The organism is Pseudoclavibacter sp. RFBI5, from assembly GCF_002931395.1.
Taxonomy (GTDB): domain Bacteria; phylum Actinomycetota; class Actinomycetes; order Actinomycetales; family Microbacteriaceae; genus Pseudoclavibacter.
Genome location: NZ_PSYA01000008.1, coordinates 90,460 through 104,587 on the forward strand (window position 1 = coordinate 90,460; position 14,128 = coordinate 104,587).

Sequence of the window (14,128 nt, forward strand, 5' to 3'; positions counted from 1 at the left end):
TCGGAAAGATCGTGCCGTTCAGGTGGGGAATCTGGGAGCGCTGGCCGAGCGGCTCGATGGTCGAGACGCGCGTCTCGTGCCGGCGGCGGCCGGCGCCTGGGTCATGGCCTGGATCTGCGTCACGCATCCCTCCCTCGCCTGGGTGTGCGGCATCGGTCTGGCACTGCTCGCGATCGTGCTCCTGGCCGCGGCGCGTCTGCGGCCAGCGCTCGCGACGTTCGCCGTTGTCGCGGCCGTCATGGCGCTGCTCGCGGTGAGCGCAGGCGCTCAGCATCCCGTGAGGTCTCCCGAGGCGCTTCGCGCGGGCGCCGTGGAGGGGCTTCGGGTGCAGGCGACGGGCACCCTCACGACCCTCGTCGGGGAGGGTGCCGTCGCTGCTCCAGGCGACGACCGTGGGCGCTGGTCCGGCGCGCAGTTGCAGGAGCCGTCCCACTTCGAGGTGCGCCTCGATTCGTTCGAGGTCGATGGGAGAAGCGGAGGCAGTGGCGCCTCGCTGCTCGCGTTCGGCCAGCTGAGCATGCCGACGTCGGCGGGGGAGCGGCTCCCAGCCATCGGCTCACGGGTCGAGCTCGAGGGGGTCCTCGGTCCTGCGGACGCGGGCGACAGCGTCGCCGCTCTGGTCTTCCTCGATGCTCCGGCGCACGTCGTCGCCGCGCCTGGCGGGCTGCTTGAGGTCACCGCAGGGGCGCGAGACCGGTTCGTCGACGCGGCGCGAACCCTCCCTGGTCTCGGAGCGCAGCTGCTCCCGGGGCTGTCCGTCGGCGACACGCGCCTGGTCGGGGCCGAGCTGGACGAGCGGATGAAGACGGCCGCGCTCACGCACCTCACGGCCGTCTCGGGGGCGAACTGCGCGGTCGTGGTCGCCGCGACCCTGGTCCTCGCTCGCCTCTGCGGGCTGCGGCGAGGAGTGCGCCTCGCACTCGCAGCCGCGGTTCTCGCCGTGTTCGTGGCGCTCGTCACCCCGGAGGGCAGCGTCATCCGGGCGAGCATCATGGCCATGGTCGTCCTGGTGCTCGAAGCCACTCCGCGTCGGTCGACAGGTCTTGCGCTCGTCGCCCTCGCCACGGTGGTCGTGCTCGTCGCCGACCCCTGGCGGAGCCGAGACTACGGCTTCGCGCTCTCGGTGCTCGCGACGGTCGGGCTGCTGACGCTCGCGAACCCGACCGGCGATCGCCTCGCACGCGTCATGCCACGGCCCGTCGCGCTCATGCTCGCCGTGCCCGCCTCGGCGCAGCTCGCGTGTCAACCGGTGCTGCTGCTCCTGACCCCGGAACTGCCGCTCTACGGCATTCTCGCGAACGTGCTGGCCGCCCCAGCAGCGCCCGTGGCGACGCTCGCCGGGCTGGTCGGCTGCCTGCTCTTGTGGGCCGCTCCCTGGCTCGGCCAGGCGCTTCTGTGGGTCGCCTGGCTGCCCGCGCAGTGGATCGGACTTGTGGCGATGGCGGTCAGTGACTGGCCCGGGGCGCTGCTGCCGTGGCCTGGCGGACTCCCGGGGGCGCTGCTCTGTCTCGCCGTCGTCGTCGCGCTCATCGTCCTGCTCCACTGCTGGAGAGCGTGGCTGGCGCTCCTGCTCTGCGTCGCCCTGGTGGCGTATGTCGGCACGGTCATCGGGCAGGCGGTCCACCTCAGCAGAAGCATCCCAAGTGCATGGCGCTATGCGGCGTGCGATATCGGACAGGGGGATGCGCTGCTCGTCACCACGTGGAGCGGCTCGGCGCTCATCGACACCGGTGCGGAGCCCGAAGCGCTGCTGGCCTGTCTGAGGACGCTCGGCGTCGACGAGCTGCGTCTGCTCGTGCTCACGCACTTTGATCTGGACCACACCGGGGCGGCGACGGCGTTGCTCGAGTCCGGCGTCGGCGTCGGGTCGCTTGTCGTCCCCGATACTGCCGAGGCGCGAGCGGAGCCGCTCGTCGACGAGCTGCGCGTGACCGGTGCCCAGGTGCACTACGCCGCCAGTGGCGACTCCTGGACGCTCGGCGACCTCGCATGGAGCGTCCTGTGGCCGAAGCGCGGGAGCGGCGGGGAACCGGCGAGTGTCGGTGGCAACGAGGGGAGTCTCGTGACGCTGCTCGAACCGACGACGTCCTGCGTGACGGTCTGCCTGTCGCTCGCCGCCCTCGCCGACCTGGGAGAGGAAGCGCAGCGCGGCCTGCTGCGCGAGCACCCGCACCCGCGGGCCGACATCGTCAAGATGGCGCACCACGGCTCGCGCGACCAGAGCGCGCAGCTCTACGAAGAGCTCTCCTCGTCGATCGGACTCGTCTCGGTGGGAGCAGACAACGGCTATGGCCACCCGACGGACGCGGCCCTCGGGATGCTCACCGCGGCAGGCACGCGGCCGCTGCGCACCGACGAGCTCGGCACCATCGTCATCGGCGAGGGAGGTCACGGAGGTTCGGACCCTCCCGCTGTGGCGGGAGTCGCCACGGCCCCGCGAGCCCGAGGGCGATTCGCGCCGCCGCCCGCACTCAGAGCGCGGTCAGGGTGATCCTCGCCGCCCACAACCGACGCGTCGAATCCTCCTAGCCCGGTTCAACAGATCGAGGCCTCGGTCGCACGGCCAGATGCGCGTCGTTACCATTGAGCTATGGCACAGGCGAAGCGGGCGAGCACCCCCAAGAGGGCGATTCCCGTCCTCACCCACCGGGAGGTGCGGCCTGCTGGCATCGTGCTGGTGAGCGGCCCGGAGGATTACTTCGCCGAGACCGCGATCACACGGCTCCGCGATGTGCTCCGTGCAGAGTCACCTGACCTCGAGATCACGGAGATCGAGGCCTCCGGCTACGCAGGCGGGCACCTCACGACCCTCGTCAGCCCATCGCTGTTCTTCGAACCGCGCCTGGTCATCATCCGAGGCGTGCAGCAGTGCACGGACGCACTCATCGCCGACGTGGTCGCCTACACGAAGATGCCCGTCGAAGGCGCGACGCTCGTGCTCCGGCACGGTGGGGGAGTGCGCGGGAAGAAGCTCCTGGATGCCGTGCGGGGCGCGAAGGATGTCGCCGTCGAGATCGACTGCCAGAAGCCAAAGCCGAGCGAGCTCGTGGACGTCGTCGTCGCCGAGGTGCGCAACGCTGGCCGACGCATCGAGCCGCAGGCTGCCTCGCTGCTTGTTGCCGCATTCAACACCGACCTCGCTGAGCTCATCGGCGCTGCTCGCCAGCTGCTGACCGTCACGAGTGACACCATCACCGACGAGCACGTCGACAAGTACTTCGGCGGCCGCGTCGAGACGACCGGGTTCAAGATCGCGGACGCCGCACTCGCTGGGCGAGTCCGCGACGCGCTGGCGCTGGTGCGCCACGGCTTCTCGACCGGCCTGCACCCGGTGCCCATCGTCTCGGCCGTCGCCTCGAAGCTGCGCATCATGGCGAAGGTGCAGGGACTCAGCGGCTCGGACGCGCAGATCGCCAGCCGCGCAGGCGCGTCGCCGTGGCAGGTCGGCCAGGCTCGCCGCGAACTCCGCGACTGGGACGACGCATCCCTCGGACGCGCGATCACGCTGGTCGCTGAGACCGACCACGCCGTCAAGGGGGCGGGGAGAGACCCGCAGTTCGCCGTCGAGCGGATGCTGCGCTGCATCGCCCTGCGCGACGTCTGACCGCAGCCGCGCACCTGGGCCAACTTCCGTGATGGAACGGCGCTCGCGGGGCACCAGCGTCGCTGGGAGCGCTTCTGATCACGCAAGTTGGTCAGGTGGTCTGGTGGTGGCCGGGATGGTCTGTGCGGCGGTTCCGGCCACCTCCGGCGGGTCCGCGGGCCAACTTCCGTGATGGAACGGCGCTCGCGGGGCACCAGCGTCGCTGGGAGCGCTTCTGATCACGCAAGTTGGTCAGGTGGTGGCCGGGATGCTCCGTCGCCTGAAGGTGGGCCGCGGATGCACTGACGCTAGAGCTTGGCCGCGACCCGCAGCACCGTGCCCCAGGTGCGCACCGTGGCCGGCCCGCTCGACGTGTCCGAGCTCTTCGGGCGGCCGAGGCGCTGCAGCACCGGGCTCTCGATCTGCCCGTTCGGGCAGGACACGTACAGCTCGCGTCCGCGCGCGACCCACCGATCATCCTTGAGGTCGATGCCCTCGAGCAGCGCCTCGACACGTTCCAGCGGCGGCTCGGCGCAGAACACGACGACGAGGCGGCTCGGGTGGGGATCGAACTGGCGGAACGGATCGTGTTCGACGACCGCCCGCCACTCGTCGGCGTCGCGGACGAGCGTGGGCACGTCGAGGTCGAAGGCGGCCGCGATCTCGGTCCGGAGCCGCGTCTCGAGCTCGGTGTTCGTGACCGCTGCCGGAGCGTCGAGCAGCACGTTGCCGGTCTGCAGGACCGTCGCGATGCTGGTGTGCCCGGCGGCCTCGAGGGCATGCCTGAGCTCGGCCATCGGCAGCTTTCGATGCTGGCCGAGGTTGATGCTCTGCAGGAGCGCGATACGACGAATCGACCCCCGCACCTCGGAAGAGGATGCGGGGGTCGATGTCGGCATGACAGGAGGCTTAGAGCGCTGCGACCGTCTTGGCGATGGCCGACTTGCGGTTCGCTGCCTGGTTCTTGTGGATGACGCCCTTGGAGACGGCCTTGTCGAGCTTCTTGGCAGCGAAGGTGAGCGCGAGCTCAGCCTGCTCCTTGTTGCCCTCGGAGACAGCCGAGCGAACGCGACGGATAGCCGTGCGGAGTTCGCTCTTGTAGGCGCGGTTGCGCTCGGTCGCCTTGCGGTTGGTGCCGATGCGCTTGATCTGCGACTTGATATTTGCCACGTTGCTTCTTTCTTACAGGAAGGTGTACTGGAACGGTGCCGCACGGAAGAGGGCCGTGCCGCCAATCCGCGCCGAGTGGGCGACGCGTAAGCCAAACAGAAACTCTACCAGGCTTCAGGCGACGTCGGTACCTGAATCGGCGATGGTGATCTCGAGCTCGGCTGGAGCATCCGTTTTCGTGCCGAACACGACGGTCCCCGTGGCGACCTTGTCGATGAAGAACCGGTCGTGGCTGACGACGATGACGGCGCCGGGGAAGTGCACGAGCGCGCGCTCCATGACCTGCGTGCTCGGCAGGTCGAGGTGGTTCGTCGGCTCGTCGAGCACCAGCACGGATGCGCCCGACAGCAGGCACTGCGCCATCGCGACTCGCGCCCGCTGGCCACCCGAGAGGGTGCCGATGCGGGACTTCAGCTCGGCCTCGCTGAAGCGGAACATGCTGAGGAACCGGGCGACGGACTTCTTCGTCGCCCGCAGCGCGATGCTGTCCGGCATGGCGTTCACCGAGTGCGACACCGTGTCGGACTCGTCGAGCTCCGCGAGCACCTGGTTGTACGAGACGACCTTCACGCCGTTCGGCCAGTCGACCCGGCCGACGTCGCCGGACTCCTCGCCCGTGAGGACGCGCAGGAGCGTCGACTTGCCGCTGCCGTTGGGCCCGATGACGGCGATGCGGTCGCCGCGGTGCACCTCGAAGGTCACGTCGTCGAAGAGGGTCCGGTCGCCGTAGCTCTTGCCGAGGCCCGAGACGCGGGCGAGCACATCCTTGACGTGCAGCGAGCCGTAGATCTCGGTCACGATCTCGTCGACGGGCCGCGGCGCTCGCTTCTTCTTGATGCTCGAGAGGCGCTTGCCGAGTCCCTTGCCGCCAGCCTTCGCTGCTTCGCGGCGGTCGGAGATGCCCTCCGCCTCGAAGGCGAGCAGCTCGGCCTCGTGGACGAACTGCGCCTGCAGGGTCTTGAGCCGGAACTGCTTCTGGATGACGTACTCGCCGAAGTCGCCCGGGTATTCGTGCAGGTGCAGGTTCTCGACCTCGAGGATGCGCGTGACCACCGCGTCCAGGAACGTGCGGTCGTGCGACACGATGATCGCGGCGCCGCGGAACGAGCGGAACCAGGTCTCGAGCCACTCGACGCCTGCGACGTCGAGGAAGTTGGTGGGCTCGTCGAGGAGCAGCACGTCGGGCTGCTCGAGCAGGAGCTTGGCGAGCGCCGCGCGGTTGCGCCAGCCGCCGGAGAGCTTCTCGATGGGGCTCGTGCGGTGTGCCTCGTTGAAGCCGAGCTTCGTGAGGGCGGTGTCGATGTGGCGCTTGTAGTCCCAGCCGTCCGCGCGGTCCATCTCCTCGAAGAGCTCGGATTGGCGCAGGATGAGGCGGTCGAGCGTATCGGCGTCTGGCTCGGCGGCGATGGCGGCGTCGATCTCGGCGAGCTCCGCCTCCATGTCGTGCACGTGCGAGAAGAGCGTCTCCAGCGTCTCGAGGATCGTCGACGAGCCGTCCAGCTCGGAGAACTGCGAGAAGTAGCCGATGCGCACGCCGTCATCGATCGAGACGGTGCCCGTGTCGGGCGAGACCTGCTCGAGGATGAGCTTCAGCAGCGTCGACTTCCCTGAGCCGTTCTGCCCGATGAGTCCGACTCGATCCCCCCGGTCGAGGGTGAGGAAGATCTCCTTGAGCACGGGGGAGGGGCCGAAGCCGACCTCGACGTCGTTGAGGCGGATGAGACTCATGCGGTGGTGCCTTCCTGGGCCGTTCTCTGGCGGTGCGCACGCTGGCTGCGCGCTGAAGCGCCGGGCGATGAGCGCTGGGTGCGCGGCTCATGGGAGAATAGGCGACACCATGTCACCACGCGCCTCCACTCCGCTCGAGCCGGCTCAGACCGACCCCGCCCGGATCCGCAATTTCTGCATCATCGCCCACATCGACCACGGCAAGTCCACCCTGGCCGACAGGATGCTGCAGCTCACGGGCTCCGTCGACGACCGCGCCATGCGTGCACAGTACCTCGACCGCATGGACATCGAGCGGGAGCGCGGCATCACGATCAAGAGCCAGGCGGTCCGCATGCCGTGGGCCGTCGAGGGCGACACGTTCGCGCTCAATATGATCGACACGCCCGGCCACGTCGACTTCTCCTACGAGGTCTCGCGCTCGCTCGCGGCCTGCGAAGGAGCCATCCTGCTGGTGGATGCGGCGCAGGGCATCGAGGCCCAGACGCTCGCGAACCTGTACCTGGCGATGGAGAACGACCTCGAGATCATCCCGGTCCTGAACAAGATCGACCTGCCTGCCGCCGACCCTGATCGCTTCGCGGCAGAGATCGCGAACCTCATCGGCGGCGACCCCGACGACGTGCTGCGCGTGAGCGGCAAGACCGGCATGGGAGTCGAGGAGCTGCTCGACCGTGTCGTCGAGCGCATCCCAGCGCCGGTCGGTGTGGCGGATGCCCCCGCTCGCGCGATGATCTTCGACTCGGTCTACGACGCCTACCGCGGCGTCGTCACGTATGTCCGCGTCGTCGACGGCGAGCTCAAGGCGCGCGACAAGATCAAGATGATGTCGACCGGTTCCACGCACGAGATGCTCGAGATCGGCGTCTCGTCGCCAGAGCCCACCGTGGCCAAGGGCCTCGGCGTCGGCGAGGTCGGCTACCTCATCACGGGCGTGAAGGACGTGCGTCTCTCGAAGGTGGGCGACACCGTGACGGGCAGCACGCGTCCATCCGACGACCCGCTCCCCGGCTACACGGAGCCGAAGCCGATGGTCTTCTCCGGCCTGTACCCGATCGACGCGGGCGACTACCCCGAGCTCCGCGAGGCGCTGGACAAGCTCAAGCTCTCGGATGCGGCGCTCAACTACGAGCCCGAGACATCGGTGGCGCTCGGCTTCGGGTTCCGCGTCGGATTCCTCGGCCTCCTCCACCTGGAGATCGTCACCGAGCGCCTCATGCGCGAGTTCGATCTCGACCTCATCACGACCGCGCCCTCGGTCGTCTACGAGGTCAAGACGGAGGACAAGCAGCTCCACACCGTCACGAACCCCAGCGAGTACCCAGAGGGCAAGATCCTCGAGGTTCGCGAGCCGATGATGCGCGCCGCGATCCTCGCTCCGAAGGACTACGTGGGCAAGATCATGGAGCTGTGCGAGGGCAAGCGCGGAGCGCTCATCAGCATGGACTACCTCAGCGAGGAGCGCGTCGAGCTGCGCTACTCGATGCCGCTCGGCGAGATCGTTTTCGACTTCTTCGACCAGCTCAAGAGCCGGACGCAGGGGTACGCGTCCCTCGACTACGAGCCGATGGGCGACCAGGTCGCCGACCTCGTGAAGGTCGACATCCTGCTGCAGGGCGAGCGCGTGGACGCGTTCAGTGCCGTCATCCACAAGGACAAGGCGTACGCCTACGGGCTGCTGATGACCGAGCGCCTCCGCAAGCTCATCCCGCGCCAGCAGTTCGAGGTGCCCATCCAGGCCGCCATCGGCGCCCGCATCATCGCCCGCGAGACGATCCGCGCCATCCGCAAGGACGTGCTCGCGAAGTGCTACGGCGGCGACATCTCCCGCAAGCGCAAGCTGCTGGAGAAGCAGAAGGCCGGCAAGAAGCGCATGAAGATGGTCGGACGCGTGGAAGTGCCGCAGGAAGCCTTCATCGCGGCGCTGAGCGGCGATGTAGAGAAGAAGAAATAGCAAGCTCGACACCAAGACCCAGTCTTTACCTAGTGGAAGTAGCCTGAGAGACGTGATGGAACAGGACAACCCTTTCGGCCAGGTGCTCGTTGCACTCGTGACTCCGATGACGCACGACGGCGAAGTCGATTGGGCGGGAGTCGAGAAGCACATCGACGACGTCATCTCGGCCGGCGCTGACGGCATCGTCGTCACCGGCACGACCGGTGAGACGTCGACGCTCACGGACGCCGAGAAGCTCAAGCTCGTCGTCGTGGGCAAAGAGGTCTCGGCCGGGCGCGCGAAGATCATCACGGGTGGACCGTCGAACGAGACGGCACACGCCATCCAGCTCGCGAAGCAGTCGGCGGATGCCGGCGCCGACGGCGTCATGGCCGTCACGCCGTACTACAACAAGCCGACGCAGGCTGGGGTGCTCACGCACTTCCGCATGATCGCGGACGCGACCGACCTGCCGCTCATCCTCTACGACATCCCGGGCCGCACGGGCATCCCGATCACCTACGAGACGATCCTGCGCCTCGCCAAGCACCCGAACATCATCGCGGTGAAGGACGCGAAGGGCGACCTCGCTCAGGTGTCCCGCGTGCTCAACCAGACCGAGCTGCTCTACTTCTCGGGAGACGACGCCAACACACTCCCGCTGCTCTCGATCGGCGCGACGGGCCTCATCGGCGTGACCGCCAACATCGCGTCGCAGCCGTACCGCATGATGGTCGACGCCGTCAACGCGGGCGACCTGCGCACCGCGACGGACGCGCACCAGCGCCTCGAGCCGCTCGTGCGAGCCACCATGACCCACGTTCCGGGAACCGTGGCGACCAAGTACATCCTGCACGGCCTCGGCCGCATCCAGTCCCCCCGCGTCCGGTTGCCGCTCGTCGGCCCGGAGGAGTGGGAAGCCGCCCTCATCGAGGACGAGCTCGACCTGGTTCGCGACGTCGAAGGCGCGAGCTTCACGAACTTCCGGCCTGACCGCAACGCGGCCGCGGGTGGTGCGCTCCCGCGCATCCCAGGCACAACCCGCTGATTCGACCCTCACCTCACCAGCGGCAACGCTGACTTCCTGAAGGCTCATATGACAAAGACCGAACACCTTCCCAAGCTCGCACCAGGCTCGATGCGGATCATCCCGCTCGGCGGACTGGGCGAGGTCGGCCGCAACATGGCGACGTTCGAGATCGACGGCAAGATCCTCATCGTCGACTGCGGCGTGCTCTTCCCAGAAGAGACGCAGCCCGGCGTCGACCTGATCCTGCCCGACTTCGACTCGATCCGCGCTCGTCTGGACGACGTCGTGGGCATCGTGCTGACGCACGGACACGAGGACCACATCGGAGCGGTGCCGTACATCCTCCGCCTCAAGCCGGACATCCCGCTGATCGGCTCCACGCTGACGCTCGCCCTCGTCGAGGCGAAGCTCAAGGAGCACCGCATCAAGCCGTACACGCTCACGGTCGCCGAAGGGCAGATCGAGGAGATGGGGCCCTTCACGCTCGAGTTCGTGGCCGTCAACCACTCCATCCCGGATGCGCTCGCCGTGCACATCACGACGGACGCCGGCACGGTGCTCCACACGGGCGACTTCAAGATGGACCAGCTGCCGCTCGACGGTCGCCTCACGGACCTCCGCGCCTTCGCTCGCCTCGGCGAGGAGGGCATCGACCTCTTCATGGCCGACTCCACCAACGCCGAGGTCCCGGGCTTCACGCCGACCGAGCGCAACATCGGCCCGGTCATCGAGGACGTCATCTCGCGGACCAAGGGCAAGGTCGTCGTCGCGAGCTTCTCGAGCCACGTGCACCGCGTGCAGCAGGTCATCGACGCCGCCGCGGCCAACGGTCGTCGCGTCGCGCTCATGGGCCGCTCCATGGTGCGCAACATGGGCATCGCGTCCGAGCTCGGCTACCTCAACGTGCCGCAGGGCGTGCTCATCGACCACAAGAAGGCGCTCAATCTGCCCGACGACCAGATCGTCTTCATGTCGACGGGGTCGCAGGGCGAGCCCATGGCCGTCCTCAGCCGCATCGCGTCCAAGACGCACGCCATCGAGGTGGGGGAGGACGACACCGTCATCCTCGCCTCGAGCCTCATCCCGGGCAACGAGAACTCGGTGTTCCGCGTCATCAACGCGCTCATCAAGCTCGGCGCGAACGTGGTGCACAAGGCGAACGCGAACGTGCACGTGTCTGGTCACGCCGCGGCAGGCGAGCTGCTCTACTGCTACAACATCCTGCAGCCGCGTCAGGTCATGCCCGTGCACGGCGAGATCCGACACCTCGTCGCCAACGCCGAGATCGCGAAGAAGTCCGGCATCGCGGACGAGAACGTGCTGGTCGTCGAGAACGGCGCCGTCATCGATATGCGGGACGGCATCGCGCGCCAGGTCGCGCAGCTCGACATCGGCTTCATCTACGTCGACGGATCCACGGTCGGCACCATCACCGACGCGGATCTCAAGGACCGCCGCATCCTCGCTGAAGAGGGGTTCATCTCCATCTTCACCGTCGTCGAGGCGGCCACCGGCAACATCCTCGTCGGCCCGGAGATCCACGCGCGCGGGTTCGCGCCGGACGAGGCCGTCTTCGACGACATCATCCCGGGCATCCAGAAGGCGCTCAAGGAAGCCGTCGAGGCGGGCAACTCGAACTCCTACCAGCTCTCGCAGGTCGTGCGACGCACGATCGGCCGCTGGGTCAACACGAAGCACCGCCGTCACCCGATGATCATCCCGGTGGTCATCGAGGCCTGACCTCAGGCCCCGGGAGTCGCCGATCTCGGCGGCTCTCGGGGCGTCATCCTCGATCCTGTCGGTGGCCGCAGGTACCTTGGGCACCATGGCCACAACTCCGTCCAACACCAAGCGAACCCCCGCGCCCAAGAAGCGGGCGAGCGCGGCAGCCGCGAAGGCGCCGGCGGAGACCGAGAAGCCGGGCATCGCGACCCGCGCCTGGATGGCCGCCGCGAACGTCGCCGGCCAGACCGCTCGGGCGCTCGGGCCCGAGACGCTCGAGAAGGACCAGCGGCGCGACGGATTCCCGTTCCTGCTCCTCCTGCTCGCGGTCATCGGCGGCGTGGTCGTCTGGTTCTTCCCCGGGAACGGCGTCGCCACGGCCCTGAACGACTACACGTTCGGCGGGTTCTTCGGCCGCGTCTCCTATGCGCTGCCCGTCGTGCTCGCGTTCTTCGCGCTCTGGCTCTTCCGGCATCCCTCTTCCGTGAGCGACAACGGGCGCATCGGCGTCGGCCTCTTCCTCGGGATCGTCTCGAGCTCCGCGATCTGCCACGTGCTCGCGGACAGCCCCGACCCCGTCAACGGCATGCCAGCGCTCGCCCTGGGCGGCGGAGTCCTCGGCTGGCTCCTCGGCGGCACTCTCGGTGTTGTCATCACCCCCATCGGTGCGGCCATCGTCGCGGGTCTCCTCATCCTGCTCTCCGTCTTCATCATCACGAAGACCCCGCCGCACAAGGTCGTCGTCAGGCTTCGCGAGCTGTGGGCCTGGATGTTCGGCATCGACGAGGAGTCCGCAGCCCACGCCCGCTCGGCGAAGGCCGGCAAGGCGGCGTCCGGCGACGACGAGAGCCTGCTCGGCGGAGAAGACCGCGGACGCTCGTCGGAGTCGGACCGCCTCCCGTGGTGGCGACGCAACGACTCCGGCCGCGAAGAGGACGTCGACTACGAGGAGCAGCCGTACGACACCGCTGTCGCCGACACCAAGAAGCACGAGCACCACCGCATCGACCCGGAGGCGACGACGACCGTCCTGCGCGGTCTCACCTCCGAGGACCCGGACAACGCGGTGACCGGACCGCAGCCGACCGCGGTCCTCTCCGGAGTGCGGATGGACGACGCCACCGATGTCATCGACGTCGCCGAGCCCACGCTCTTCTCGGCCACAGGGATCCAGGACGACTCGACGCCGACCGATCCGGACGAGTTCGCCGATCTCTTCGGGCCACCCGCAGCCGCGGCGCCGGCCACACCGGCGCCGACAGCCGCGACGGCAGAGCCTTCGGCCTCGGCGGAAGACGGAGCCGAGCAGTGGGATTCCCGCGACGCGGGCGCCCCGGGCCAGGCATACAGCCTCCCGGTGCAGTCGATGCTCTCGCGCGGTGCGCCGGCACTCGCGCGCACCGAAGCCAATGACCTCATCGTCGAGGCGCTCAACTCGACGTTCGCGCAGTTCAAGGTCGACGCGAAGGTCACGGGCTTCTCGCGCGGCCCGACCGTCACGCGCTACGAGGTCGAGGTGGCCCCCGGCGTCAAGGTCGAGCGCGTCACTCAGCTCTCCAACAACATCGCCTACGCGGTCAAGAGCAATCAGGTCCGCATCCTCTCGCCGATTCCCGGAAAGAGCGCCATCGGCGTGGAGATCCCGAACTCCGACCGCGAGGTGGTCTCGCTCGGAGACGTCCTGCAGTCCCCGGAGTCGATCGCAGCGCGCCACCCCATGACGATCGGCGTCGGCAAGGACGTCGAGGGCGGCTTCGTGCTCGCGAACCTCGCCAAGATGCCGCACCTCCTCGTGGCGGGTGCCACGGGGGCCGGAAAGTCGAGCTTCGTCAACTCCATGATCGTGTCGCTGCTCATGCGCGCGACCCCTGCCGAGGTGCGAATGGTCCTCGTCGACCCGAAGCGCGTCGAGCTCACGCCGTACAGCGGCGTCCCGCACCTCATCACCCCCATCATCACGAACCCCAAGAAGGCGGCGGAAGCGCTGCAGTGGGTCGTGAAGGAGATGGAGATGCGCTATGACGACCTCGAGAGCTTCGGCTACCGCCACGTCGACGACTTCAACGCGGCCATCCGCTCGGGCGGCATCGTCCTCCCTGAGGGTTCGAAGCGGAAGCTCAAGCCGTACCCCTACCTGCTTGTCGTGGTCGACGAGCTCGCCGAGCTGATGATGGTTGCCCCGCGCGACGTCGAGGACTCGATCGTCCGCATCACCCAGCTCGCGCGTGCCGCCGGAATCCACCTCGTACTCGCGACGCAGCGCCCCAGCGTCGATGTCGTCACCGGTCTCATCAAGGCCAACGTGCCGAGCCGCCTCGCGTTCGCGGTGACCAGCTCCACCGACTCGCGCGTCATCCTCGACCAGGTCGGCGCCGAGTCGCTCATCGGCCAGGGCGACGCCCTCTTCCTCCCATCGGGAGCCAACAAGGCCGCCCGCGTGCAGGGTGCCTGGGTCAACGACAAAGAGATCATGGAGATCGTGGCGCACGTCAAGCGCCAGGCGCAGCCCGAATATCGAGCCGACGTCGCGCAGGTCGTGGAGAAGAAGGAGATCGATGCCGACATCGGCGACGATCTCGAGCTCCTGCTCGCGGCAGCCGAGCTGGTCGTGAACTCGCAGTTCGGCTCGACCTCTATGCTGCAGCGCAAGCTGCGCGTCGGATTCGCGAAGGCCGGCAGGCTCATGGACCTCATGGAATCCCGAGAGATCGTCGGTCCCTCCGAGGGGTCCAAGGCGCGAGACGTCCTCGTCACCGCCGAGGAACTCCCCGGCGTGCTCGCGCGCATCCGCGGCCAGGACCCGGCGGCAGGTGCTCCGGCATCCAATGCGGCGTCGATGGCCGAGCAGGATGGCATGGCCGCGTCGTTCGACGCCGTCGCGGCCCAATACGATGGGCTGGAAGAAGTCGAAGCCGAAAGCGGCGACGACGACGCCTGGAGTCTGACAGGGCGCGACTAG

Annotated in this window: 9 protein-coding genes; 6 read left to right on the plus strand and 3 right to left on the minus strand. The window is 68.3% G+C overall.

Annotated features, from left to right (window positions below):
• Window positions 1–22: 22 nt before the first annotated feature.
• Window positions 23–2,491, plus strand: a complete 2,469-nt coding sequence (locus C5E06_RS06405) for a ComEC/Rec2 family competence protein (RefSeq protein WP_104306359.1) — start codon at window positions 23–25, stop codon at window positions 2,489–2,491.
• A 99-nt stretch (window positions 2,492–2,590) separates the two neighbouring features.
• Window positions 2,591–3,604 (plus strand): DNA polymerase III subunit delta, encoded by a 1,014-nt coding sequence (holA, locus tag C5E06_RS06410; RefSeq protein WP_104298950.1) that lies wholly within the window; start codon window positions 2,591–2,593, stop codon window positions 3,602–3,604.
• Between the two features lie 287 nt (window positions 3,605–3,891).
• Here the strand turns inward: holA and C5E06_RS06415 are convergent, their stop codons facing one another.
• The 3 genes from C5E06_RS06415 to C5E06_RS06425 all read right to left on the minus strand — a co-directional run bounded on the left by C5E06_RS06415 (window position 3,892) and on the right by C5E06_RS06425 (window position 6,481).
• On the minus strand, window positions 3,892–4,482 hold the full coding sequence (locus C5E06_RS06415; protein WP_104306360.1) for a DUF1697 domain-containing protein: 591 nt from the start codon (window positions 4,480–4,482) through the stop codon (window positions 3,892–3,894).
• Window positions 4,483–4,492: 10 nt separating this feature from the next.
• A complete protein-coding gene (gene rpsT, locus C5E06_RS06420) occupies window positions 4,493–4,753 on the minus strand; it encodes a 30S ribosomal protein S20 (RefSeq protein WP_068493103.1) in 261 nt (86 codons plus the stop codon).
• Between the two features lie 114 nt (window positions 4,754–4,867).
• Window positions 4,868–6,481, minus strand: coding sequence for an ABC-F family ATP-binding cassette domain-containing protein (locus C5E06_RS06425; protein ID WP_104306361.1), 1,614 nt, complete (start codon window positions 6,479–6,481; stop codon window positions 4,868–4,870).
• 109 nt (window positions 6,482–6,590) lie between these two features.
• Between C5E06_RS06425 and lepA the strand changes: the two genes are divergently transcribed.
• From lepA to C5E06_RS06445, 4 genes are all read left to right on the plus strand, one after another.
• Window positions 6,591–8,435 (plus strand): translation elongation factor 4, encoded by a 1,845-nt coding sequence (gene lepA, locus C5E06_RS06430; RefSeq protein ID WP_104240861.1) that lies wholly within the window; start codon window positions 6,591–6,593, stop codon window positions 8,433–8,435.
• Window positions 8,436–8,490: 55 nt separating this feature from the next.
• A complete protein-coding gene (gene dapA / locus C5E06_RS06435) occupies window positions 8,491–9,465 on the plus strand; it encodes a 4-hydroxy-tetrahydrodipicolinate synthase (RefSeq protein WP_104240862.1) in 975 nt (324 codons plus the stop codon).
• A gap of 48 nt (window positions 9,466–9,513) precedes the next feature.
• Complete coding sequence (locus C5E06_RS06440) at window positions 9,514–11,187, plus strand: ribonuclease J (RefSeq protein ID WP_104240863.1); 1,674 nt, start codon at window positions 9,514–9,516, stop codon at window positions 11,185–11,187.
• Between the two features lie 85 nt (window positions 11,188–11,272).
• Window positions 11,273–14,128 carry a DNA translocase FtsK gene (locus C5E06_RS06445; protein ID WP_104306362.1) on the plus strand — a complete coding sequence of 952 codons (2,856 nt, stop codon included), beginning with the start codon at window positions 11,273–11,275 and terminating at the stop codon, window positions 14,126–14,128.

Bases quoted from the DNA above. Each gene is read 5' to 3' on its own strand.
- holA (WP_104298950.1), top strand. From the start codon at position 2,591: ATGGCACAGGCGAAGCGGGCGAGCACCCCCAAGAGGGCGATTCCCGTC.
- C5E06_RS06415 (WP_104306360.1), bottom strand. From the start codon at position 4,482: ATGCCGACATCGACCCCCGCATCCTCTTCCGAGGTGCGGGGGTCGATT.
- C5E06_RS06425 (WP_104306361.1), bottom strand. From the start codon at position 6,481: ATGAGTCTCATCCGCCTCAACGACGTCGAGGTCGGCTTCGGCCCCTCC.
- lepA (WP_104240861.1), top strand. From the start codon at position 6,591: ATGTCACCACGCGCCTCCACTCCGCTCGAGCCGGCTCAGACCGACCCC.
- dapA (WP_104240862.1), top strand. From the start codon at position 8,491: ATGGAACAGGACAACCCTTTCGGCCAGGTGCTCGTTGCACTCGTGACT.
- C5E06_RS06440 (WP_104240863.1), top strand. From the start codon at position 9,514: ATGACAAAGACCGAACACCTTCCCAAGCTCGCACCAGGCTCGATGCGG.
- C5E06_RS06445 (WP_104306362.1), top strand. From the start codon at position 11,273: ATGGCCACAACTCCGTCCAACACCAAGCGAACCCCCGCGCCCAAGAAG.